This window comes from Rummeliibacillus sp. SL167 (assembly GCF_007896505.1).
GTDB lineage: Bacteria > Bacillota > Bacilli > Bacillales_A > Planococcaceae > Rummeliibacillus > Rummeliibacillus suwonensis.
On record NZ_VCBM01000003.1, the window covers coordinates 18711 to 43817 of the forward strand.

Below are 25107 nucleotides of genomic sequence, written 5' to 3' on the forward strand. Positions count from 1 at the left end.
AGAGGTGATTCAGCTGATTATCGTCATTCCTGCATATCAGCCCAATGAACGATTGCTACAATTAGTTGAACTAATCCATCAAAATAGTTTCTACAAAATAGTTATTGTAGATGATGGGAGTTCGAAAAGCTGTCGTAATATTTTTGAGAGAGCCCAGCAGAAAGGATGTACAGTACTCGCACATGCGATCAATAAAGGCAAAGGCGCTGCGCTAAAAACAGCCTTTTCATATATATTAACGAACTATCCATTGGAAAATATTGTTTGTGCAGACTGCGATGGACAGCATTCTTGGCAAGACATACAAAAAGTCGCAAAAGCTGTTTCAACTCATCAACAAACAATTGTACTGGGATGCAGAGAGTTTGTAGGTACTATTCCGCTAAAAAGTTTAATTGGCAACAAAATGACAAAAGCCATTTTTTCTGTTGTATCTGGTCATCAATTAGAGGATACTCAAACCGGACTCAGAGGTTTTTCAAACACTCTGCTTAAATGGCTCGTCCAAGTGAAAGGCGATCATTATGAATACGAGATGAATCAATTATTAGAAGCAAAATCTGCAGGTTTTGAAATTTATAGTGTACCTATTAAAACAATCTATGAAAATAACAATAATGATAGCCATTTTCGTCCAATTCTTGATTCGATCAGAATATATTTACCTCTTTTAAAATTTGCGTTATCCTCGTTCTCTTGTGGAATCATAGATTTTGTCATGCTATTTGTTTTAAATTGGTTCACTAGCAATCTACTTTTTTCGGTTATCGGCGCTCGTATCATTAGCTCATTATGTAATTATATTTTTAACAAATATCTCGTTTTTCACGAAAGGCGCCCTGTTCTTTCAAAATCAATGTTGAACTATTATGTTTTAGTGGTCCTTATCCTTTGTATAAACTATCTTTTACTCAAAGCCTTTACATCAGGGGTTCACTTATCACTTTTTATAAGCAAAATACTGACAGAAATCATTTTATTTTCAATAAGTTTTTATATACAGAAAAAAGTTATATTCAAGAATCCAGCTGTTTTTCACGACTAAATGTTTTAGATCACCCTTGTCAATACAAAACTGCACCACCTTTTCTACCTTGACAAGGATAATGCAGTTTTATTAAGTCTAGATTATTTGCTCAAAACCCTATGTAATTCTTTCAAATGTTGGATTTCATACATTGGTAAAACAGGGGTATTGTTCACTTTACGCTGCGGATTAAACCAGCATGTATCAATCCCGGCATTTAATCCCCCCTTTATATCCGATGACAATGAATCGCCAACGATTAATGTAGCATCCTGGCCAAATGAAGGGATACGCGAAAAGACATAGTCAAAGTATTCCTTCATAGGCTTTTGGTAACCAGCATCCTCAGAAACAAAGACATCTTTGAAAAACGTATAAAGACCTGATTCTTTTAAACGTTTATATTGAGTTTTAGAAACTCCATTGGTCACAATATACAGTTCATAGTGTGGTGCTAAACTTTTAACAAGCTCTGCTGCCCCATCTATTAAATCATGATTTTCTGATAGTAATTGCTGATAACGGTCGCCTAACTGTTTGCCATTAGCTTTCTTCCCATATGCTTCAAAAAGAAGCTCAAAACGGGTATTCACAATGTCATCCCGAGAAACTTCACCACGTTCAAACGCAGACCATAAGCCCCCATTAATCTCTCTGTAGCAATTGGCTACATCCTTTGTCAACGTTAAACCTTTTTCCGCAAATAAAAGATGTAATGCCCTGTTTTCTGCCGCAGAAAAATCGATTAATGTAGCATCCGCATCAAATAATAATGTTTGATATTTACTCAAAGCAATTCCTCCAATACTCCTTATTTATAACAGAAATCAGGAGGAAAAGACATAGGTCATTTCAAAATAGAAAAAGTGATGATTGTTTTATCCTAAGTGCTGAAAAACCCAATCATCTTCAAAAATATGATAAAAATCAGTTTTTTGTTCGTAAAACAAAAGAAAAGATGGATTTTTATTCATAAAAAGAACGATGTTAAGTTTTCCTGTAACCGCGTTTTATAACAATGCTTAGAGTCTATACACCTGCTGAATAGAGATTAAAATCACATTTCTATCGCTGCGCTTTCAGTACAAAAACAGTTACTCTTGTCGCTATTGCTTTCGTTGCATAAAAACATTGCTGAATCAAGATAAAACAAAATTGAGGCTCTAGGAAGGAGCCCCATTTTGCCATCATTATTTTTATTTAATAGATGTAGCAATCTTTAGCGCATCTATCGGTTCTTTTACTTTTTCTACAGTGAACACGGTATTATTATTTTGCCATTTCACATTATTTTCTGTGGATGGTGATCTGGCATCTAAATGGATAGAGCCGTTTGGTTTCGGGATAGGTAGCATATTATCTTCTAAAAAATCTACAGCTTGTTTGGCAAGTTCAAGCCCTTGCTCTGGTTTCGTTGTTCTAGTGTGAGTAGCGAGTGCCCAGCGTCCTTCATTCCACCCCGTCCAAAGTGCTCCTGCCCCTGCATCTTGATAACCTATAATGTTATGACCAAGATTCACCTTTTGGCCACCAGCTTTGCTGAAATTTTCAAAGGAAATCACTTCATTTGCCTTTTGGACGCTATCGTATTTTACAACTTTATAGGAAGCTATCCTCGATTTTTGGGAAAGCTTTTTCAAAGATGGGTCATTTATTTTTACTTTTTGATTCGTTTCATAAAATGTAACCGTATATTTATTTTGCTCAACCTTTGTTGTTGCAGTTAAATATTTTCCATCTTTTAATGGTAAAAATGTTGGAAGTTTTACGGGTAAATCTGTTTTTAGTTGTTTTTTGATCGTATTAATGATGTCGACTTGTTCATTATTGATGGTTTCAGATGAATGATCGTCATTTGAATTGGTTGTTTGCTCATCTTCGTTAGTTGGATCCTGCTCAGTAACATTTTCATCATCTGTTTGAGTTGTTTCTTCTGTTGTTTGTGTGCCTGTTTCACCTTGATCTGTTTGTTCTGTCTTTGTAGCTGAATCATCATTATCCTTATTCGTAGAGCAAGCACTTAGTAACCCTACAACTAGCATACAACTTAATAATGATTTTGAATATTTCATATGTTGCACCTCTTTTATCCATCTTTTGATTTATATACTTACAGTTCCCCTTTTTATTATATATAAACATAAGTAACGTAGACGACGAAAGAATTAAAAGAGAATGACAGGAAAATGACAAATATTATGGCATAATATCATAAAGTAAACATCTTACTACCAGTTAAAGCGGATAAAAAGGAGAGATCAAGATGAATTCCAAATTCAAATTAACAGAAAACTCAAAGGTTCATATTCACAATGCACCCGATACATTTTCACTTAAAGATATTACTTCAGCTTCAACCAAACCTTTTGAGCGTGTTATTGCATTTGTATTTTCTATTGAAGAACTAACTTCTTATTTACAATATTGTATTGATGAACAGCTAGTCACAGAACAAGGCTATCTTTTTTTAGTATATCCTAAAAAAGGAAAGAAAGTATATGAGAGCTATATTCATCGTGACGCTATTTTCCCTGCCATTACGTTCGACGAACAAAAATATATCGCAGATAGTTATTATAAATTTGCTGCTCTAACTTCTTTAAATGAAACATTTTCTATTCTTTCTATAAAAGTTGATCGTCAACAAAAAGGAAAGAAGAAAACAGTGAAAAGTCAATGTGTAGATGACTATATTGAAATGATCCCTCAACTGAAGGAATATTTATCGACAATCCCAAAATTACTTTCCTTTTATGAAACGCTCACACCAGGCTACCAAAAAAATTGGGCACGCTATGTTTATAGTGCTAAAAGAAAAAATACTCAACAGAAACGCTTGGATGAAATGAAGGATATTTTAAGTCAAGGCTTTAAAACAAAAGAACTTTTCCGTCAAGCACAAAAAAATTCAAAGTAAAAAGGATGGAAATATTTGATGAAAGATAGGAAAGGTTTTCTTATGTTTCAAGGACAAAAAACCATTGAAAATATCAAAATGATTTTCTAATCTAATGACCAAAATATGCTGATTCTACTGTAGTAGTCATGTCAGACTTTAAAGGTTATTCAATTTTATTGAATGACATAAAAATTTATTTATGACTGCTGGCATAGAAATAGAGGGAATATTTATTTAATTATAAATTTTGCAGGCGTGTTGATTATCCCATTTAATCCATAAAAATAGGGAGAGTCATTGATTTCCGCTCCGACTTGCTCGCTTTCCTGCGGGCGAATGCTGAGGGCAACAGGATGTTGGTCACGGAATCGTTGCCACAGGACGTGGCGCACTACAACTCCGTTCCTTAATCACTACGCTGCGAGGTCTCATCTATTCGCTTTTCCCGCGGGACATTGAATTGGCTTCCTGAATCCATATCGCACGAAGGAAATGCGCAGGCATTTTCGAGGACTCGAGCAAGCCGCAGCGAAGATCTATATAAATGGTCCTGAAAATACAGGGTTTTTCAAAAATTACGCCAAATGTGTATCCTGATTTTTGTAAAATCAACACATGTGTAAATTTTTGTTTACTTTCATTATCAAAATAGTAAATAAAAGATTACGACTTGTTTCAAATAAAAATTTTTCTTTTTAATCGTAATATTAAGTCAAACACCCAAGAATCCAATAAAAAAAGCCCATATAACGCCCTGTATAAAAAGTAACATACAGCATCTAGAACAGAGACAATCGTTATGGGCTAGCTAACCTTACCTTACCATGTATATTAAACCTCGAGTACTGTATTCGAAATAATCGTAAAGTGATTGGATCAAACTGAATTTAAAAGGATATTACCTCTTAATTGCTAATTTATCTCTATTTAATTGATATTATAACGTCCACTGAGTCTAAACTGTTTAACCCATTAGCACTGGATCACAAAAATACTTAGATTATGATTAGACTTTTCTAGGAAAACATACTTTAATTTACTAAAATCCCATTGACAGAAGGGTTTTTATAGTTTAGCACACTCGTCCAACTGCATCTTAGTCTTCTTATCCTAAGAATTACTTCTACTATGCATACTATATACTGATTTTAGAAATTAATCATAAAACGCCATATAGTATGGAGTTCCAGTATGAGTCAATTTTTCCATGTAAAATTCAGCAAGATTATTATCCCCATCACACCAATTTGAAATATTTCTATAAGTTATACTAACAATTTTAGAACTCGTAATATGAATAGTATCTCCTACATTGTCATCAAAAGAAGGATCTTGCTCCTTTAATTGATAAAAAACAGGACCGTAATCTTCTTGACCAACTTCTACTAGGTAATCTCCACCATGAGAAGCCCAGACTTTTGATTTAGCATAAACATATTGGCCTCCCAAAGTATCCCATGTTCCCGCGCCTAGAATTGAGGAATTACTACCCTCCTTATATTTGTTAGTAACAGTATAAAAATTTGAAATAATTGGTGAAATAGTTCTAATAATAATATCATTGGTGGCTAAAATATCTTGTTTGTCACTATTAAAATAAATGATATTTTCTGTGGGCCTTAATGTCTGATCAGTAGAATTACCTGATTCTGCCGCAAAAGCATCATTATCATATAACAGAAAACTACCTGCTAATAAAAAACTGAATAATAGACCTTTTTTCATTCTCCAAACCTCCTATATTTATATAGTAACACTTATCCCTGAATTATACATAATATCAAAATATGATATAATACGAGAAATAAATAAACATTTTTATAAAAAAGGGGATATTATTAAATGAAGAAAAAAATAGTTATACCCATACTAGTTGCTATTGTTTTGACTGCATGCAATAAACATTCTATAGATAGTCAACCGGAAGGAAAAGTTATTGTAGATAATAAAAAGTATACAATGGTGGCAAGTGGTTACCAATGGGAAGGAAAAAATATTGAAGTTAACACAAAAAGTTCTCCTGATATAAATGAATTAGCAGATAAATTTAAAACTTTAGAAGTTAAACAGGGAGATATACTAAAACTCGAAATCGAAAAAAATCCTTCTTCCACAACGGTTACAAGATTGAATGAAGATGGAACAAGTGATAACGTTAAAATAAAAGATAATAAGATAATTATGCCATCGGAAGCTGGATATTATATTTATGAACTAAAAACAACATGGGATAAAGGAAAAGAAACTTTTATTTTTGATGTTAATGTAAAATAGCAACAACAAAAAAGTTGGAAGTAACAAATGTATTTATCAACAATCGTTGGACTAAAATTGTTTATTTTCTTCACTATATATCGAGCAACTTTTAAACCTTAAATTTCCATAACGAAGAAGCTTGAAACTGATCTACTAAATTCAAATATAAACTTTACCGAATACTTATTTAAATCAATTTGGCTAGTTATATAATCAATTTCATAAATTATTTTCTTCTTGAAAATGCGAATATTTAATCCTGCAATTATACACGATAGTAGCAAAATTAAATGGCTTAAGTCCAATAAAATTTAAGACAAAAGCCACTTAAAACATTTCCATAAGGTCTAACTAGAGCAAATGGCTTTGTGCCCTTACAGTCACCCTTATCATTTTCATCATATTGAGGCACAAATACATGCAAGCTTAAAAGCTTTTATGCATACTTTATTAAATAATCGACTAATCTAGATAATACTGCTGCATTTTGTTCAGATGGGCTTTTCGCTAATATTTCTTCTTTCTTTTGTACATACGCCCCACCATCTAAGTAATCCTCATCGGCTGCTACCAATGAGCGTAAACTTTCACTGGTGGTTTCAAAATGGAACTGCAAACCAATGACATTATGCTTATACAAAAACGCTTGGTTTTTACAAATAGCTGAACTATAAAATGTTGTCGCTGCTTCTGGTAACGTGAATGTATCCCCATGCCAATGTAAAACTTCTAAAGTATCTGGCAGAAAATCAAACATTGCATCATCTGATGATTTATGAATCGGCCACCAGCCTACTTCCTTCCCTTCAGCATTTGGCATAACTTCTCCGCCAATGGCTTCAGCAATCAATTGTGCCCCCAGGCAAATTCCCAGTACAGGTTTATCCTGCTCGATCACATGTCGGATAAAATCTTTTTCTTGGCGTAGCCAATCTATAGAATCATGAACCCCCATTGGTCCGCCCATCACGATTAACAACCCCACATCTTCTATTCGCGGAAAAGTAAATGATTCATACATCTTGATCAATTCATAATTGGGAAGCTGCTCTAAAATTCCTGGTGATTCAAATGGTACATGTTGAATGATATATATTTTCATCTTATTCACCTCTCTGTTTTAATGCATGACGAATATGTGCCAAATGGTGTTTACCATGCCATGCATAAATGCCTATGGACTTTTCTATTGATAACGTGCCTGAATCAGGATGATCAAAAAATCTTTTCGACTGATCATTCGTGAGACTTTGAAGCAAATAACTCCATCTTTCATGAAGACTTTCGATCAGCTGCAAGGAGACAGATATAGGTAGGTCATAATCCGGTAGTTTTGCCCATTCCGACTCTTCAAATGGTTTAATCGTCGGCTCATCTTCTGTTAGTGCAAGTTTGATCCGAATATATCCATTCATATGACTGTCCGCAATATGATGCACAAGTTGACGGATTGTCCAACTATTCGGGCGATATGTTTTGTTGAGATCTTCCTCATTTAATCCTGTGACAGCTTCACGTAATTGAGCCGGTAGTAATCGTATTTCCTCTATCCATTCTGCAACTTGTTCACTTGAAATAACCTCATCACATACAAATTGCCCAATAGGATATCGTTCATTTACCATTTCACACTCTCCTCCTTTTACTAAAATCTAATAGTTTAAGATTTTTTAATTATACATACATTTTCCAGCATAAAAAAGGACATCTCATAAATTTTCAAGATAGCCCTTTATAGTAGAGAAAGTACCAATCCTGGTCAAACTTTCTATTATACATTTAATAGTACTATTAGTCTTCTACACTATCACTAGTTGATACTAAAAATATAATGACGCTTAATACAAAAAATATAAAGGGTTTTAAAGCCACTTCAAACCCTTCTCCTATTTTCAAATGGGTTGTTATCGCACCAACCATGACAACCGCTAATGCACCGCTTGAAATGGGAAGAAAACCTTTTTTAAAAAAGCCTATAAGCAGTCCGATCGCTGATGTGACTTCAATGGCACCTATACCGTACATAATCGTCTTTCCATAGCCATACACTTCAGTAAAATTTGCTACAGGCATAGGGTGGGAGGTTAGTTTCAGATAACCGAAGTACATAAAAGCAAGTGACAGTAGAAGTTGGATCAATATCATAAGGGATTTCTTTAAAATAGCAGCTCCTCCTCTATCATTATTTTCTATACTATATTTATAGTCTCGAAGAATAGCATTTAGAAGTATATATATTAAAAAACATAGATTTTAAAGAAAAACGATAAAAGCACTCTAACTCAATCAATCATCGGTTAGAATGCTTCTTTTTATCTTCCAAATCTATGATAGAAAATTAGGCAGTTTTTGTTTGCGATTCTGTTACTTTTTCAAATCTAGGACTCTTCCACAATTCCACCCATTTTTTAATGGCTAAAATGACTACTACAAGGCCGAGTGCCAACATGATCACGGATAAAATTCCATTTAACGGTTTATAGCCGGCAGATGCACTATTCCAATAAACATTTTTGATCATCCAATAGCCTGCATAATTCACAGTCACATATAAGTACACTAACGGCACGATACAAGTAAGCGCATACCAACGCTTATCTGCAATTTTCAAAACGACCGTTGTTCCGATGACTAAGCCGATAGATGCCATAAGCTGATTGGATACGCCAAACAATGCCCAAATCGAACTGATATCTCCGGAATATAGTAGATATCCCCAGATGAAACAAGCAAGAGCACTAGCAAAGATAGACCCCGGTAACCAGTCCACTCGCTTTAATGGCTTGTAAACATCTCCAAAGAAATCTTGGATTAAGTAACGCGCAACACGAGTACCCGCATCGATGGCTGTTAAGATAAATACGGCTTCAAACATAATGACAAATTGATAGAAATAAGAGGCTAAATCATAGAACCAAGGAATCTTCGCAAATATATAGCTCATGCCTACAGCTAAAGTAACAGCTCCACCTGTTCTTCCCTCTAAATCCATCCCAATTTCTTGTGAAAGCTCAGGTAGATGAACCGTTTGCATACCTAATGTTTTAAATACTTCTGGTGAAGAATTAATCGCAAAGTAGTCTCCTGGCATAAGGGCAGTTGCTGCAATCAACGCCATGATCCCTACTAAACATTCTACAAGCATTGCGCCAAAGCCTACTGCTCTGATATCTTCCCATTTATCGATCATCTTTGGTGTTGTACCGGATCCGACGAAGGCATGGAACCCAGAAATCGCACCACAAGCAATTGTAATGGAAACGAACGGCCATACAGGACCTGCAATAACAGGACCGCCACCATGGATGAAGTCAGTAACTGCTGGAAATTGAATCACCGGATTAACAAAGAATACACCGATGATCAATGCGACAAACACACCAATTTTCATGAAGCTACTTAAATAATCACGAGGCGCTAATAATAACCACACTGGTAATGCTGCCGCAAAGAATGCATAGACAGGCAAAATAATGGCTAGCGTTTTTAGATCAAAATTCAAAAATTCACCTAATGCTGTATCTTTAATATATGGTCCCATAAATACACCCAGCATTAATAAGATAAATCCTAGTGTAGACGTGGCTACTAGGTTTCCAGTCTTTTTATAAGCAATCCCTACAAGCATTGCGATGGGAATCGTAATGCCTACTGCAAACGTTCCCCAAGGATTATGCACAAGCGCATTTAATACGACCATTGATAACCCCGCCATTGTAATCGTGATGATAAATAACATGGCTAAACCTGTACAAAAACCCGCTACAGGGCCAAGTTCTTCTTTTGCTACCTCCGATAAAGATTTCCCCTTTTTCTTCATCGAGGCAAATAATACAACTGCATCATGAACAGCCCCACCAATTACGGCTCCGATTAATAGCCAAAGCAATCCAGGTAAGTATCCGAATTGGGCAGCCAAAATAGGGCCAACTAGTGGACCTGCCGCTGCAATTGCTGCAAAATGATGTCCAAACGTCACCCATTTGTTTGTTGGAACATAGTCCTTACCATCTTCTAATTCATGTGCTGGTGTTGGTTCCGATTCATTGATTTTTAAGACCTTATTCGTAAAGAAATATCCATAAAGACGATAAGCAATAACTAAAATACAAATAGAACCAATCACTACTGAAACCGCATTCATTTTTCTCATCTCCTTTGACATATATAAAAATAAAAATACATCTGTTTCCTAATTTTAACTATTAGAAAACAAAGAATATTTAGATTGTAACTATTATATAACAGATCAAAAAGAATGTTAATGCATTTTTATCATTAATAACTTAATAAACATGTTTTTCGTTAGATAACACTTTTATATAGTATGCTTATCGGATAATAAAAAGTATTATATTTGATTATTTATTTTAAAATAATCAAAAAAATATCATAATTATCAATGAAACGATTCGTATTTCACATTATTTAGTATAGGGCATAGAAACATCTTAAAATATTTGTAGTATCCAATCAAAAATAGCATTGTTATATTATCTGTATTATTTTTAATCAAATTGATAGGGGAAAAAGAAATTTTCAAAACCAAACGAGATACAAATGGAATATTTCGTTTGGTTACTCTGTTTTCGATATCCTTATTCATCTAGTTGTTCAAAAGGAGGTTTAAACTTGCATGTACATCCGAAATAAAGATTACTCTTCTGTCCTTTTCTAGATGTAGTTTCTCTATTTTCATATTTTTTGGCTCCTTTTTGGTTAAAAGCAATAAGTTTATCATCCATTTTATGTTTTATCTAAAGCCATTTCTTAAACTAATAACTTTTAGATAATACTATTTTACATAATTTCCTCTAAAAACCTTTTGATTTATTTACTTATTGAACCCATTTACTTAAAATTTCCACATGCCTAATCCATACCTTAGAGGAATATGACACTATAAAAATTTCAAAAAATATTCATATCTATCAGTTTTTATTTCACTTCATGAAACAAAAAATCAAATTTTTATTATGTTTTTGAGAAGTAATTTGGTCTTTTCAACATCTTATTGCTTTTCTTCTTTTTATCTACGCGGATTTTATCTGTATATCGAAAATCTCTCAGTTACATTTTAATAGTTATAAATACCTAAATTTTATAAATTAAATACAAAGCATTAATTCATAATTAAGTTTCTTTTTCTGTAGACAAAATAGACCAAAAGATAGATAATGTAAAAAGGAATTATCCTCCTATTTAACCAATATATTAAGAAAGGTAGGCGCGGTTTATATATGACTCAAAAAAAGAGGCTCTATGTGATTGGGCTGCTACTTTTTATCATTCCAAATGCCTTGTTACTAGCTAGTGCAATCACTCATGAGTTTAATTTACTAATTGTACTTTCTATCATCTCTTCTGTTGTGTTTTCTTTACTTCTTTTCGCTACTATCCCATCCATTTTCAAAACGGAAAAAGAAACTGTTGAGGAAATCATTGAATTGCCATCGGAGAAAGAAGAAGGAAACACGGACGAGGTAGACTCCCTCCATGCATTGAACGAGGCAGCTGCAACGGTTCAAAATTTCGAAATAGATTTCAAAAAATTGAATAAAATATCAGAAAATATCTTAAATGGTGCTAATATTCAATCTCAGAATCTAGAAAAAAGTACAGGTCTAATGATTGATATTTCGGGGAATATAGAGCAAATTGCGACAAGTACAGAAGCCGCTGCGAACTCTTCACAAGCGACCAGTGAAACAACGGTCAAAGGATTTGAATCACTTGACGTTGTATTAGGACAAATGGATGCTATCAATACCTCTGTTGAACACCTCTCAACCGTTATTACGGATTTGTCGGGATTCTCTAAAGAAATTGGGCAAATCGTTAATACAATAACAGAAATCTCAAATCAAACCAATCTATTAGCACTGAATGCTGCGATTGAAGCCGCACGAGCAGGTGAACATGGACGAGGTTTTGCTATCGTAGCAGACGAAGTAAGAAAATTATCAGAAGAGGTAAAAAACTCATCCAATCAAATTATAGAAATGGTTTCATCTATTCAAAGCAATGTTGATAAATCTGTGGACTTGATCGAAGAAGGTAAACAAAAAGTGAATTATGGTGTACAAGGTGCCAACGATATCAAACAAACCTTCAGTACGATTCAAAACGAAATCATGGAAGTATCCAACCAAATTACGGATGTTTCAGCAGCAATCCAACAATTAGCTGCCGGTTCAGAAGAAATCACTAAAACTGTAGAATTCACCAAAAAGGTTCAAGACAGCGGAACTAATATGATTGAGGAACTTCATTCAATTATTCATGAACATGTTGCCAATATCGAAAAAGCCGATTAGTTGATTGAAAGCTAATAGGAAGTTTGCCTCCAAAAATGAGGTAAAAATCAACTTTTGTTCCATAATCCATAATCCATAAAAAGATTTTCGAATATCCTTGTTCATAACAACCAGGAAATTTCAATTATATCAACAAAATTCTTAGGAGGATTCATTATGAGTAATAGATTCTTTATAGAGAAAGCGTTGAAATCTAAATTTTATCAAGAAAAATTAGCGCATGTAGATTTAGAAGACTGGTACAACATTCCTTTTACCACCAAGGATGATCTTAGAAATGTAGATACATATGACGTGCTGGGTGTCGATCTGCAAGACGTCGCAACATATCATGAAACAAGTGGAACTACTGGAACACCAACCCCAAGTTGGTTTAGCTATAACGATATCCAACAAGAAGCTGATGTTTTATTACGTTCTGATCTTAATCTAAATGAAAAAGATCTCATTTTAAACCGATTCCCATTTGCGGTGGCTTTACCTGCCTTTATCTTATATTGGGCAGCAAATAAAGTACAAGCAGGTCACATAGGCGTTGATCAATGGAGTAAAGCAACACCTCTTAAAAGAGTAGTAGAAATCATAAGCAGGACTTCTCCTACCATTTTAGCTTTAGGTCCTACAGAAGCAGTGAAACTGTATCAGGCTGGGAAACAAATGGGTCAACAATTTCCAGTTCAAGGATTAAGAGCACTGATCCTAGCTGGAGAATTAGTTTCCCCAGCTAGGAAAAAATATATTGAAGATTTGTGGGGCGTTCCTGCTTATTTACTATTTGGTAGCACGGAAACGGGGGGATTATTTGTGACTTGCGAGGCTGGACACTACCATGCCAACCATCCTCAAATAAAAGTAGAAGTGGTGGATGATCAAGGAAATCCCGTTCAGTCCAATACGATAGGTAATTGTGTCCTATCTTCTGCTAGAGAGGGAATGCCTCTTCTCCGATATTATAACAACGATCGAATCGAAATCCTTGAAGCGCATGACTGTAGTTGTGGTGATAAAAACCCTATCGTTGTCCACTATGGGCGTCAAGATGATGCAATCGTTGTAAATGACCAAGTAATCAGTCTTCATGAAATTCAAGAGGCTGTATATTCTCTGAGTCACGTTCCATTTATGTGGAAGCTTCAAGTTAAAAATGAGGCTATTGTTTTCATTTTGCAATTTGTGGCTGAGGTTGATATTGATTCTATCCAAAAAGAACTATCTGACCTACTTGGCATTCACGTTTCAATAGAATCACAGGATATCATCCCGCTTGAAACTTTGACTGAAAAGCCTGCCTTTGGAAAATATTCATATGTTGAAAAAATCGATGAAGATATTTTGGTAAAGCATTGATCATTGGATTGAAAAAGTGAATCTGCTGCGCTTTACACGGACAAGGACAAGGGTATGAATCATATCAACCTGACTTTCTACTCCTTTTTCTGGCAAGCAGCTATGCAGATATATTAATAATGAGGCTAATCATGAAAATAAAACCGTATGAAATCAAGGCTTTTACATTTGATTTCATGCGGTTTATTTATTTTAACAGGGTTTTGCCCCACCCACATTCTTGTGAATCGACTCCTCTATTTAAAATTCTACGATAATGAATGGAATGATTGGACAGTGGCTGGTATATTAGGGCTTTCACAAATCGCAGAAATAACAGCAACCCCATCTGCCCCAGCTTGGATAACTTCTAGAGCATTTTGCTCTGTTATACCACCAATCGCAACAACGGGAAATTCAGGATACATAATCCTTGCTTGGTGCAAAAAGGTGACACCTGCTGGTTTCTTTGCATCTGGCTTTGATTTTGTTTGATAGATCGGACCGATACCAACATAATCAGCTCCTCCTTCCACCGCCATCATCATTTCTTCTTTTGTATGGACGGATACCCCAACTATTTTTCCCTTGAATTTTGTACGGATTTCTTCAAGTGCTCTGTCATCTTGTCCCACATGAACTCCATCTGCATCGATCTTCAAGGCAAGATCTACATCATCATTCACGATAAAGGGCACATGATATTGTTTACAAAGAGTTTGGCAAGCTATGGCAAAATGCTCTAACTCCTGCCCTTTTAATGCATGTTCTCCCTTTTCTCGCAATTGAAAAATGGTGATACCTGCCTTTAATGATTCCTCCAGTACTATAAGCGGATCGCTCGTACAATTAGCGGTTCCCATTATAAAGTAAACAGCTAAGTCAGTTCGTTTCAATGATGTTCACCTCGCAAATCCCATTTTCTTTTTTATATGCAAAGTGATTTGTAGGACCGTGACCATGGCCAATATTCAAGGGATTTTGAATGGCCAACTGGACATATTTCTTCGCTTCGATAATCGCTTCACGCAATGGATAGCCTTGTCCTAGGAATGCTGTGATAGCAGATGAAAATGTGCAACCCGTCCCATGTGTTTGTTGGGTGTTGATGCGTTTTGTTTGTACAGAAAATGATGAACCTTCACGGAAAAATATTGTATCCATAGCATTCTCATCTTTTAAATGTCCACCTTTTATCACCACGCAGTCAACACCCATATCTACAATAATTCCTGCCGCTTTTTCAATGTCTGTAGCTGTTTGGATCGTAACCCCACTGATTACTTCCGCCTCTGGAATATTGGGTGTTACTACAGTAGCAAGGGGCAATAAGGAGGTCTTTAAAGCTGTGACCGCTTCTGGCTGAAGAAGAGATGCACCCCCTTTTGCAATCATCACTGGATCAACAACGAGCTGAATATGTCGATCCTTTAAGCTTTGTGCAACAGCTTCAATGATTTCAGCAGAAAAAAGCATTCCTGTCTTGGCTGCTTTTACAGGTAAATCTTGCATCACCACTTCGATTTGCTGTTGTACGAATGCAGCCGTTGCAGGGAAAATACCTTCTACGCCCAAAGTATTTTGAGCAGTTAATGCCGTAATGGCAGATGTGCCGAAAACGCCTAACTCTTGAAACGTTTTCAAGTCAGCTTGAATGCCAGCTCCACCGCCACTATCTGAACCAGCTATCGTCATCACAATATTCATCATGATTCACCTCTTGAAATTTCATGCAATGCATCTAGTACTTCCACTTGGAAAGATCCCAATGAATTTGTTGCTGCGGCTGCACGTTCTGCAACAGTCTTATAATCCTGTAGAACATCCCGTAGAGTGGATAGTGAATCTCCTTCCACCGCTAACGCCGCACTACAAACTGCACTAAGTAAACAGCCTGTTCCTGTCACTTGAGTCATCAACTCATGTCCTCCTGCAACGCTGACAGTGTTCTCGCCATTCGTTAGTAGATCTGAAGGTCCTGTTACAATAACTAAACAATGATATTGCTGTGCTACTTGTTTTGCCACTTGCTCTACATCGATCTCTCCTTCCCCACTATCAACACCTTTCACTTGCCATTTAACACCTGCAATCGTTGCTAGTTCTCCTGCATTACAACGAATCAAATCAAATTTCACTGCTTCCAGCAATTCTTGAACGGCTTGTTTTCGAAATGATGTAGCACCTACACCCACGGGATCCAGTACAACAGGTATTTCTTTTTCATTTGCCTTACGACCTGCCAATATCATCGCTTCCTTCGTACGACTATTGATTGTTCCGATATTCAACAATAATGCAGAGGCATTCGATACCATTTCTTCGACTTCTGATGCTTCATCTGCCATGACAGGGGAAGCCCCGATCGCAAGAAGTCCATTAGCTGTGAAATTGGCAACGACATAATTGGTTATACAATGAACAAGAGGGCTTGTTTTTTGAATTTTAGATAAACTCATAATTGGCCACTTCACCTTTCCAATCTTCTAAATTCCAAGGCATTTCCCAGAACTTCCATTCATAGAAACAACTTTTTTTGAAATGAGACTTTAATACGGAAACTTTTTCTGGTTGTCCTTCTGCCAAACGATTCAGCAATGTTTTTTGGACCTCGATTTTTTCTTTATACGCAGGATCACTATACATAGCGATCCACTCCTCATAGAATTTAACGCTTGGTTTTTTATCTTTGTATTTTTCACCAATTTCTTGATATAGCCAAGGGCAGGGCAGCATAGCTGCAAACGCTTCAGCAACATCGCCATTATAAGCTGCATTGTACATATGACTCACATAATTATAGGCAGCTGGTGCAGGTTCAAATTCCTCCAATTCCTGCTCACTAACATTAAGCTCCTTAAAAACAGTTCGATGTAATGCTAGTTCTGCTTCGTTGATATGATGAGCTGTTTCTAGAAAATGGTTGATATCTTCATTTGTCGTTGCTTTTGATGCAGCAATAGCTAATACTTTCGTGTAATTTCTCAAATAATAAGCATCTTGCATAATATAAAATCTGAATTTCTCAATAGGCAATGTCCCTTCAACCAGGCCTTTTACAAATGGATGCTCAAAACTTCCTTTCCAATATAAATCGGTCTCTTTTCTTACCTCTTCACAAAATGTCATTCTAAGTCCTCCTTATAGTGGACGCAGACGCAAAAAAGTCTCTATGCTCATGAAGACATAGAGACTGAAAATGATTCGTTGCTCCCTACGCCAGTGTTAACTGTCAGGTTCTAAGGGTCAGGTTTTAACCTTCTCAACGCATATGCGTCCCCCCGCAAACATTTAAGTTATCTCTATCGTAGCATTTCTTATCCAAGTGCTCAAGGATAGATTTTCCCTTCTATATTCCACTTTGGAATCAATAAGCCTATCAACCATCATATCTGTTTGATCTATTTTTTTGTTATGCTCAACAAAAGGAGATGATTAGATGAGTGAATGGAATGCAACATCAAGTGCTTCGATGATTTTTTCTGCTTTATCGAAGAAATATGCTCCTGCTATATTTAATCGAACTTTCTTTCCACTTCTTTCAAATAATGATGTCTTTAGTTCTTTTTCTAAATGATGAATATGTTTGGTCACTGTTGATTGTGTTAAAAAACGCTTTTATGCTGTTTCTCCAAAGTTCTCTGTTTTCGCTGCAATCAAAAAGGTTCTAAGCCATTCTGTTTCCATTTATATTTCTCCTATCAAAATTTTCTGAAGCTTTATCTCATCTCTGATCGGGATGCCATCTTCACTAAAGTAAGGAATTTCCGGCTTGTACTGTCTAGCTTTTTCTACTGCGTTTGGATATAGCTCGGTTAAATAATAGCCACGCTTTTGGTAAAATTTTAAAGCATGTAGATGATCATTGGTTGTGATTAATGTCATGATCCTACAATCTTTTGTAAGTGCCAAATGCTCAACTTCCTGAACAAGCCTTGTGCCGATTCCTTTTCCTTCTTCTACACTATCTAATGAAATGATCTCGCATTCTTGATGTCGAATGATATATGTAATCAGCCCCATCACCTCTTGTTGATCGTTGAAACAGGCATAGCCTTCTAGCTGACTGCAATTATAAATACCAGTTGAAATCACCATCTCTGTACTTCCCCAATGCTGAACAAAAAAATGGATGATTTTATCTTTTGGAAGCGCTTGAAGTGATGCTATTTTCATGCAGACACACCTCCTGAATTAGAATTTTTCAAAATATTCCATGTCATTGTATCAAATTTATTCAACTAGCAGCTGTTTGGAAATAGGTTTTGAAATCTATTCTCTCTGAATATCTTGTGGCATCTCTTTCAATCGCTTGATTTATTCGCTCTCTGGAACTGTTTATTCGCTCTTTTCACCCACTTATTCGCCATCTTTATAAATCAATTTTTCACATTAAATATACAATTTCATCCATTCCATGAAGTTATCAATTACTGAATCTAAGAATTTCACTGTACCTTCGTCTGTTAGGTTACCTTCTGCATCGAATTTTGTATGGGCAGCGCCAACATATACTTCGTTGCCTTGTAGCACAGGTGAGCCGAGACCAATCGCAAACAAAATATCACGTAAATGTGCTTGTGCTTTAACTGTACCAAGATGACCCATTGATGCACCCATGATGAAGGAAGGTTTGCCAATCATGACTTTATCCACACGTGATAACCAATCGATAGCATTCCCAAGAACACCCGGTATGGATGCATTGTATTCTGGTGTGACCCAAAGTACCGCATCAGCCGCTTTTACTTTTGCTTTAAAATCAAGTACGACTTGCGGAGCATCATTTTCAATATCTTGGTTATACATAGGAATATCATTCAATTTTAAAATTTCTAACTCAAATTTATCAGCATAACGTTTTTGAATGAATTTTGCTAACATCATGTTATAAGATTCTTTACGAATACTTCCTACTATTGCTACTACTTTCACATGGATTCCTCCTAAATATTAATGTTAAACCAATTTCAATTACCACTTTACTATTGAATAAAAAGAGGCTCAAGAAAAATGCTTAGAATTCGAGATATTTCAAAAAAGAGTAAGAATGACCTTTTCGGTTATCCTTACTCTGTATAGCATCATTTACTGATTTCCTGATTTTTAGCAGCCATCAATTCTGAAACGGTTACGAACTTATAGCCTCTCTTCTTCAGCACAGGTAAAATTTGTTCGAGGGCCTTTATCGTTTGTGTACGATTTCCTCCCCCATCATGAAATAAAACGACATCTCCTGGTGATGCGCCATCTAATACTTTTTTAGAAATTTTCCGAACACCAGGACTTTTCCAATCTTGAGTATCAAGATGCCACGACCAAATAACCACCTTATATCCACTTTTTTTAGCAGTATTGATAATATCATCCGTATAAATACCACCCACAGGACGGAATAATGTAGGAGCATATCCTGTAATATTATAAATAATATCGTTCGTCTTTTTTAGCTCTTCCTTCAATTTTGATCCGCCTATTTTAAACGGATGAGAATACGTGTGATTGGCTAATTCATGTCCCTCATTAAATTGACGCTTCACAATCTCAGGATACTTTTCAGCACTTTTCCCTAACATAAAAAAAGTTGCCTTTGCATCGTATTTAGCTAATACTTCTAAAATTTGTGATGTATATCTTGGATCTGGTCCATCATCAAATGTTAAGGCAATGACTTTTTCTGTCGTTTGAACATCCCACAAAACTTGTCCGGTTTGCTCATAATATTTTCTTCCCTTATCCGCTGCATAACTAAAAGTCGCATAACAAATAGAGATGACCAAAACGCAAACAGTCAAAATTATTATATTGTTTCGTTTCAAAATATCACCCCCATCAAAAATTTTTGGAATTCAAAAACACTGTGACTTTAATATCTGCTGAACTTGATAAATTATGCTCTAAAAAAAGCTTTTGAAAAAATCCAAAATAAGCAATAAAAAAGGAATTTCAAGCCATACTATTTGTATAATTTTTTTACTTGTGATTTACAATTTTATCCGTTATACTATTGTCATTTATACAAAATAGAGATGATAAGGAAAAGTAGATGAGTGAATAATCATAGAGAGTCTCTGACGGTGGAAATGAGGTATTTGAACCTGATTGAAAATGGCCTTTGAGCTGCGTATCGAAAGAAAACTCGAGTAGAATAGACGAGATGACACTCGTTATAACAGTAGCAGTATCTCTTCTAAAAGACGTACTGATGGAGGCAAATAGTGTAAGCTATTTGTAAACATAGGTGGTAACACGGGAATACACTCGTCCTAATCTTTTACAGATTAGGACGTTTTTTTATTCCACAAGAAAAAGGACAGTAAAAGTTCACCTCAAGACTCTGGCAGCGGGCAGAGGATAAGGGAGAAATTGCTGCCTGTATAACTAGATTGGTTCATCTAGCATCCACTCATGGAGTTATTGCAGCCATTCTTACCCTTTTCAACGGAGAAGATTAAAAAGATGCTCGGTATCGATATAACCGAGTGGAAAGAACAAACTAATATTCCCTCTTATCTTCGTGAAGTTCTTCCATTGTTTGAAAAACTAGATATAAACAGTATCCAAGAAGAATATAATCGCTTAGTGAATCATTCAAAATAGACTCTTTTCATAAAAATTTCAGTACTATCTATCTTATTACTTCATTAACCGAATAATAAGATAGACTAAATATTTAGGTATTTTGATTTTGGTGTGATAATATAATCAGTGAAAATAATCGTTGGGGGTAAAGGAAATGTTAGCTAATTTTGAGGAAAATTTATTGAAATATGCGAAACTTTTAGTTGCAAAAGGAATTAATGTACAACCAGGCGATTGGGTAAAAATGACGATCGCTGTTGACCAAGCGCCTTTAGCTCGTCTCATCACTCAAGAAGCTTATGCATTAGGTGCTGAAAAAGTAATTGTGAAATGGTCTGATGATGAAATCAGCAAGCTACATTATTTACATCAACCTGAGGAAGTATTGACGAACATCCCAGATTACGAAATTCAAGAATCTGAAGACCATGTTTTGAATCACCATGTCAGCCGACTTTCTATTCTTTCAAGTGACCCAGGACTTTTAAATGATATTGATCCTGCCAAAGTTGCTGCTTATCAAAATATTGCTAGTAAGGCGTTCAACGCGCAACGCAAAGCGACTCAAAATGATGATTTAAAATGGACAGTGGCAGCAGCAGCTGGCGCAGGATGGGCTGCACACGTATTTCCTGATTTACCTACTTCTGAAGAACAGGTAGATGCTTTATGGGATCAAATTTTCAAAACCTGCCGTGTCTACGCAGATGATCCAATCGCTGCATGGGATGAACATAAAAAAACATTAAATGAAAAAGCAGCAAAACTAAACGAAATCCAATTTGACGCATTACACTACACAGCGCCTGGCACGGACTTAACATTAGGATTGCCCAAAAATCATATTTGGGCTTGTGCAGGCAGTCACAATCCTAAAGGCGAAGAATTTATCGCCAATATGCCTACGGAAGAAGTCTTCACTGCACCCGACACACGTCATATGGAAGGTGTCGTACGTAGCACAAAACCATTGAGCTATGCGGGTACACTGATCGAAGGGATTGAAGTACACTTTAAAGATGGCAAAATCGCGGATATTTCAGCCGAAAAAGGTGATGAAACGATCAAAAAATTAGTGCATGACAATGAAGGAGCCACAGGCTTAGGAGAACTTGCTCTAGTTCCAGATCCTTCACCGATTTCACAATCTGGTATCACATTCTTTTCAACTCTTTTCGACGAAAATGCATCTAACCACTTAGCAATCGGTGCAGCTTACCCTACTACCATTCAAGGTGGGACAAAAATGAGCCAAGAAGAATTACAAGCAAACGGAATGAATACCTCCACTGTACACGTTGATTTTATGATTGGTTCCAACAAGATGGATATCGATGGCATTAAACTCGATGGCACAGTTGTTCCGATTTTCCGTAATGGAGATTGGGCATTCTAGTCACTCTCTATCAACCATATAATGAGCAACTAACACCAAAAGCAGTTTGCCTTTTAGCAAGCTGCTTTTACTTTTATGAATATTTGTAAGTGGTATTGGGACAATAGTATTCATCATCTAGTCCTTAAAATTGAAACCATACTATTAAAGCTTTTTGGTCATAAACACACTATTTGGATCATCTCTATAGTCCGCAAAAGGTTCACAATATCGAAAACCTGACTCTTCATACAGGTTTCTAGCAGGAATAAAAGCATCCATTGAACCAGTTTCCAAACTTAATTGCTTGTAACCACGAATTTTTGCTTCTTTTATAATATGTTGCAATATTTTCCTTGCGACACCTTTTCTTAGATGATTAGGAGATGTTTTCATAGATTTTACTTCTCCATGTCTAGTATCTAGCTCTTTCAATGCACCACATCCGACTAATTCATCTCGTTCCCAAGCACTCCAAAATGTCATATCAGGTTTCTTCAACTGTTCAACACCCAGAGCATGAATACTCTCTGGAGGGGAATGCAAAGTCATATTTTGAAGGTGTCCACCTATTAATTGCACCACTTTTTCACTAGACAAATCATCTAATTTAATATTCATCAACTCCCCCCTAATCTCTATACGACATTCCATATTTACTGTTATTCTAATGTGGTATTACAATTAATATTTACCAAATATACAAATTTATTATATACGAATGTAAAGACGAACGTAAAGGGAATTAGGTTATTTTATTGTTTCATTTCTACAGACTTCATTAGCTTTTATACATAACCGGCATTTTCTTTTGACGCTAATTTTCAGATAACAAAAATGTCGCCAATTCAACGAGTCTTGTGATTTGAATCTTCTTTATTTACTATTCCTCTTTCATTTGGTCGAGCAATGTAATCGCATTTACAAGATGATTGTTGAAAATTTGCTTGGCCACTTCTAATAATTCAATAATCATTGGGTCTCTTAATGAGTAAATCACGCGATTTCCATCTTTCGTGCCATAAACAATATTTTTCGCTCTAAGTACTGTTAATTGCTGGGAAACAGCGGAACCTTCACTGCCTAACTGACTTTGGATTTCATTGACACTTCGATCACCTTCTGCTAAAACCTCGAGAATTTGAATTCTTAATGGATGAGCAAGCGCTTTAAAAAAATCTGCCTTAAACTGTTGTAATCCTGCATTCAATTTAATTCCTCACTTTCTAGATATAAAATGTATTCTCTAGACGTCATCGAACATAATCAAACTTTTCATACATAGAGCTTTTTTATCTCTTACTGAATCCTGACAAAAAATATTATTCATGAGTCATCAATGACTTTTTACGAACCTGATCATTTTTCTTTTTTACTTTTTGAAGATCCCCAGCACAAGATAATGCTGTACATTCATTAAAAACAAATCTCTTACAGCCAATACATCTATTTTTGTCTAATTGTAACAGAGCATAATCGATTGCTTCACCTGTATGATCAAAAAAATGCTCCTCCCCAACTATACGATATAATCCAGTTTGTTTTATAAACGCTATCGGTTGGTCTTTTAACCCAGAGATTAAAACAATTCCATGTTTTGAAAAATTCTTGACAATACTGGTTAAATAATAATTTCCAGTTGTATCGATAAAAGGTACTTTATTCATCCTTAGGAGCAATACTTTTGGTTTGTAGTGAATCGAATTCATAATATTGTCCGCAAATGATTGTGCAGCTCCAAAAAACAATGGCCCCTCAATATTGAAAATACTAATTTGTGGGCAGCCATACTGAGAAGTTGTCGCTTGCACTTCAACTTTCGCATTTTTTCTAGTGTGATTTGGTAAAGCTTTTTTCGTAACCATATGATAACTCATATTCTTTATAAACAAAATAACGGCTAGGAGAAGACCAAATTCTACTGCTACTGTTAAATTAATAAAAACCGTTAACAAAAATGTAGCCGCTATAACTAAAGAATCACCCGTTTTCGTTTTTAGTACTTGATAAAATACCTTTCTTTCACTCATATTCCATGCGACAATCATTAAAACCGGTGCCATACTGGAAAGCGGAATATTCGTTGCATATGGCGCAAACAATATTAATACGAGCAATACAACTAAGCCATGAACAATACCAGAGATTGGTGATACAGCGCCGGTTTTAATATTCGTAGCCGTTCTCGCAATAGCACCAGTTGCAGGTATACCTCCAAAAAGTGGTGTTACCACATTTGCTACTCCCTGGCCAATCAGTTCTCGATTACTATGATGTTTGCTATTGGTCATGCCATCAGCTACAACCGCAGATAATAATGATTCAATTCCCCCAAGAATAGCAATGACAAAAGCAGGTCTTAATAGATGAACAATTTTTTCCCATGTTATATCAGGAAATTGGAACTGGGGTAAAGAGCTTGGAATTTCCCCATACTTAGAACCGATCGTTGCAACCTCTGTTGGATAAAAAATGGTCGCAATAATTGTAGAAACGACAATACCGATCAGAGGTCCAGGTATTTTGGGAATCCATTTTGGGATAAATAGAATCAATAACAAACAAATGGCGGCGGTGAAAATGCTATAAATATTCACTGTATATAAGTGAGCGGCAATTTCTTTCAAATTATCTATAAATAATTCCTTACTTTCAACATTTTGAAGTCCTAAAAAATTAGCGATTTGCCCAACAAAAATGGTGACGGCGATCCCTGTTGTAAATCCTATTGTCACAGGTCTTGGAATAAATTTTATCAGCGATCCAAGTTTAAAAACACCCATCAAAATAAGCAAAATTCCTGCTAAAAATCCAGCTACTAATAGATCCTCATAACCATATGATAGGACAATACCAAATAGGATTGGTATAAATGCTCCTGTAGGACCCCCTATTTGAAATTTTGAGCCTCCTAATAGTGAGATCAAAATTCCAGCAATAATGGTTGTATATATTCCATATTCAGGTTTTACTCCCGAAGCAATGGCGAACCCCATCCCTAATGGAATAGCAATAACAGCTACGATTACACCTGATAATAAATCCTTTTGAAATTTCTGCAAGGAGTAATCCGCATATCTCCCTGAGAACTCTAACCTTTTCAGCATAATCATCCTTCCTTCTGTATCTTTCAATAATTGAATATCTGATTATTTGAATATACTGTTATTTGAATATATAACACGGATGAGAATTTGTAAAGAGTACTGCTATTTCATATTTTTCTATTCACAACAATAATGAATCTTCTATGGAAGATAACTTAAAAAATATTCATTTATAAGTTCTTTTTACCTATTAATAAATAAAATATTGTAAAATAAAT

The 25107-nt window shown here is 35.6% G+C and carries 24 protein-coding genes, 1 pseudogene, 1 riboswitch and 1 other annotated feature; of the genes and pseudogenes, 7 read left to right on the plus strand and 18 right to left on the minus strand.

All coding sequences use genetic code 11. From position 1 onward, the window contains the following. Window positions 1-4 precede the first annotated feature (4 nt). Window positions 5-1045, plus strand: coding sequence for a bifunctional glycosyltransferase family 2/GtrA family protein (locus tag FEZ13_RS13470; RefSeq protein ID WP_222434426.1), 1041 nt, complete (start codon window positions 5-7; stop codon window positions 1043-1045). An 83-nt stretch (window positions 1046-1128) separates the two neighbouring features. Here the strand turns inward: FEZ13_RS13470 and FEZ13_RS13475 are convergent, their stop codons facing one another. Next, window positions 1129-1818 carry a YjjG family noncanonical pyrimidine nucleotidase gene (locus FEZ13_RS13475; protein ID WP_146547793.1) on the minus strand — a complete coding sequence of 230 codons (690 nt, stop codon included), beginning with the start codon at window positions 1816-1818 and terminating at the stop codon, window positions 1129-1131. Window positions 1819-2223: 405 nt separating this feature from the next. Beyond that, window positions 2224-3099, minus strand: a complete 876-nt coding sequence (locus FEZ13_RS13480; protein WP_146553122.1) for a hypothetical protein — start codon at window positions 3097-3099, stop codon at window positions 2224-2226. Between the two features lie 191 nt (window positions 3100-3290). On the opposite strand from FEZ13_RS13480, the gene FEZ13_RS13485 reads away from it, so the two are divergent. Continuing rightward, window positions 3291-3944 carry a YdeI/OmpD-associated family protein gene (locus FEZ13_RS13485; RefSeq protein ID WP_146553123.1) on the plus strand — a complete coding sequence of 218 codons (654 nt, stop codon included), beginning with the start codon at window positions 3291-3293 and terminating at the stop codon, window positions 3942-3944. A gap of 1137 nt (window positions 3945-5081) precedes the next feature. Here FEZ13_RS13485 and FEZ13_RS13490 read toward each other — a convergent pair. Beyond that, entirely contained in the window at window positions 5082-5651 is a 570-nt protein-coding gene (locus FEZ13_RS13490) for a hypothetical protein (protein ID WP_146553124.1), read from the minus strand. 117 nt (window positions 5652-5768) lie between these two features. Here FEZ13_RS13490 and FEZ13_RS13495 point away from each other — a divergent pair, with 117 nt between their 5' ends. After that, the gene (locus FEZ13_RS13495) at window positions 5769-6200 is read left to right on the plus strand and encodes a hypothetical protein (RefSeq protein ID WP_146553125.1); all 432 of its coding nucleotides are present in this window, start codon (window positions 5769-5771) and stop codon (window positions 6198-6200) included. Between the two features lie 418 nt (window positions 6201-6618). Here FEZ13_RS13495 and FEZ13_RS13500 read toward each other — a convergent pair whose 3' ends face one another. The 4 genes from FEZ13_RS13500 to cstA form a co-directional block, all read right to left on the minus strand. Then, window positions 6619-7284, minus strand: coding sequence for a type 1 glutamine amidotransferase (locus FEZ13_RS13500; RefSeq protein WP_146553126.1), 666 nt, complete (start codon window positions 7282-7284; stop codon window positions 6619-6621). A 1-nt stretch (window position 7285) separates the two neighbouring features. Then, window positions 7286-7807 carry a YfiT family bacillithiol transferase gene (locus tag FEZ13_RS13505; protein ID WP_146553127.1) on the minus strand — a complete coding sequence of 174 codons (522 nt, stop codon included), beginning with the start codon at window positions 7805-7807 and terminating at the stop codon, window positions 7286-7288. A gap of 166 nt (window positions 7808-7973) precedes the next feature. Further along, window positions 7974-8327 carry a DoxX family protein gene (locus FEZ13_RS13510; protein ID WP_146547787.1) on the minus strand — a complete coding sequence of 118 codons (354 nt, stop codon included), beginning with the start codon at window positions 8325-8327 and terminating at the stop codon, window positions 7974-7976. A gap of 193 nt (window positions 8328-8520) precedes the next feature. Next, window positions 8521-10326: a carbon starvation protein CstA gene (gene cstA, locus FEZ13_RS13515; RefSeq protein ID WP_146547786.1), complete on the minus strand. Its 1806-nt coding sequence runs from the start codon at window positions 10324-10326 to the stop codon at window positions 8521-8523. Window positions 10327-11446: 1120 nt separating this feature from the next. Between cstA and FEZ13_RS13520 the strand changes: the two genes are divergently transcribed. Together FEZ13_RS13520 and FEZ13_RS13525 are read left to right on the plus strand one after the other, a co-directional pair. Then, complete coding sequence (locus FEZ13_RS13520) at window positions 11447-12499, plus strand: methyl-accepting chemotaxis protein (protein ID WP_186725923.1); 1053 nt, start codon at window positions 11447-11449, stop codon at window positions 12497-12499. Window positions 12500-12655: 156 nt separating this feature from the next. Next, entirely contained in the window at window positions 12656-13846 is a 1191-nt protein-coding gene (locus FEZ13_RS13525) for a phenylacetate--CoA ligase family protein (RefSeq protein ID WP_146553129.1), read from the plus strand. Window positions 13847-14094: 248 nt separating this feature from the next. Here FEZ13_RS13525 and thiE read toward each other — a convergent pair whose 3' ends face one another. From thiE to FEZ13_RS13565, 8 genes and pseudogenes are all read right to left on the minus strand, one after another. Continuing rightward, window positions 14095-14721, minus strand: a complete 627-nt coding sequence (thiE, locus tag FEZ13_RS13530; protein ID WP_146553130.1) for a thiamine phosphate synthase — start codon at window positions 14719-14721, stop codon at window positions 14095-14097. Continuing rightward, window positions 14708-15532 carry a bifunctional hydroxymethylpyrimidine kinase/phosphomethylpyrimidine kinase gene (gene thiD / locus FEZ13_RS13535; RefSeq protein ID WP_146553385.1) on the minus strand — a complete coding sequence of 275 codons (825 nt, stop codon included), beginning with the start codon at window positions 15530-15532 and terminating at the stop codon, window positions 14708-14710. The genes thiE and thiD overlap by 14 nt, the downstream gene beginning before the upstream one ends. Further along, window positions 15532-16284 (minus strand): hydroxyethylthiazole kinase, encoded by a 753-nt coding sequence (thiM, locus tag FEZ13_RS13540; RefSeq protein WP_146553131.1) that lies wholly within the window; start codon window positions 16282-16284, stop codon window positions 15532-15534. The genes thiD and thiM overlap by 1 nt, the downstream gene beginning before the upstream one ends. Beyond that, window positions 16271-16954, minus strand: a complete 684-nt coding sequence (gene tenA, locus FEZ13_RS13545; RefSeq protein WP_146553132.1) for a thiaminase II — start codon at window positions 16952-16954, stop codon at window positions 16271-16273. The genes thiM and tenA overlap by 14 nt, the downstream gene beginning before the upstream one ends. Before the next feature lie 65 nt (window positions 16955-17019). Then, window positions 17020-17118, minus strand: a riboswitch (TPP riboswitch). Window positions 17119-17260: 142 nt separating this feature from the next. After that, window positions 17261-17425: pseudogene (locus tag FEZ13_RS20160) on the minus strand (LysR family transcriptional regulator); the annotation flags it as partial. Window positions 17426-17512: 87 nt separating this feature from the next. Beyond that, window positions 17513-18001, minus strand: a complete 489-nt coding sequence (locus FEZ13_RS13555) for a GNAT family N-acetyltransferase (RefSeq protein ID WP_146553133.1) — start codon at window positions 17999-18001, stop codon at window positions 17513-17515. A 216-nt stretch (window positions 18002-18217) separates the two neighbouring features. Continuing rightward, complete coding sequence (locus FEZ13_RS13560) at window positions 18218-18760, minus strand: NADPH-dependent FMN reductase (RefSeq protein ID WP_146553134.1); 543 nt, start codon at window positions 18758-18760, stop codon at window positions 18218-18220. A gap of 149 nt (window positions 18761-18909) precedes the next feature. Continuing rightward, complete coding sequence (locus tag FEZ13_RS13565) at window positions 18910-19644, minus strand: polysaccharide deacetylase family protein (protein WP_146553135.1); 735 nt, start codon at window positions 19642-19644, stop codon at window positions 18910-18912. Window positions 19645-19845: 201 nt separating this feature from the next. After that, window positions 19846-20097: a binding site (T-box leader), on the plus strand. A gap of 136 nt (window positions 20098-20233) precedes the next feature. On the opposite strand from FEZ13_RS13565, the gene FEZ13_RS19630 reads away from it, so the two are divergent. Next, on the plus strand, window positions 20234-20425 hold the full coding sequence (locus FEZ13_RS19630; protein ID WP_186725924.1) for a hypothetical protein: 192 nt from the start codon (window positions 20234-20236) through the stop codon (window positions 20423-20425). Between the two features lie 136 nt (window positions 20426-20561). Beyond that, a complete protein-coding gene (locus tag FEZ13_RS13570; RefSeq protein ID WP_146553136.1) occupies window positions 20562-21803 on the plus strand; it encodes an aminopeptidase in 1242 nt (413 codons plus the stop codon). A gap of 144 nt (window positions 21804-21947) precedes the next feature. Here the strand turns inward: FEZ13_RS13570 and FEZ13_RS13575 are convergent, their stop codons facing one another. From FEZ13_RS13575 to FEZ13_RS13585, 3 genes are all read right to left on the minus strand, one after another. Beyond that, entirely contained in the window at window positions 21948-22403 is a 456-nt protein-coding gene (locus FEZ13_RS13575) for a GNAT family N-acetyltransferase (protein ID WP_146553137.1), read from the minus strand. 262 nt (window positions 22404-22665) lie between these two features. Then, window positions 22666-22992 carry an ArsR/SmtB family transcription factor gene (locus FEZ13_RS13580; protein WP_146553138.1) on the minus strand — a complete coding sequence of 109 codons (327 nt, stop codon included), beginning with the start codon at window positions 22990-22992 and terminating at the stop codon, window positions 22666-22668. A 112-nt stretch (window positions 22993-23104) separates the two neighbouring features. Further along, window positions 23105-24889, minus strand: coding sequence for a SulP family inorganic anion transporter (locus FEZ13_RS13585; RefSeq protein WP_146553139.1), 1785 nt, complete (start codon window positions 24887-24889; stop codon window positions 23105-23107). Window positions 24890-25107: the final 218 nt, after the last annotated feature.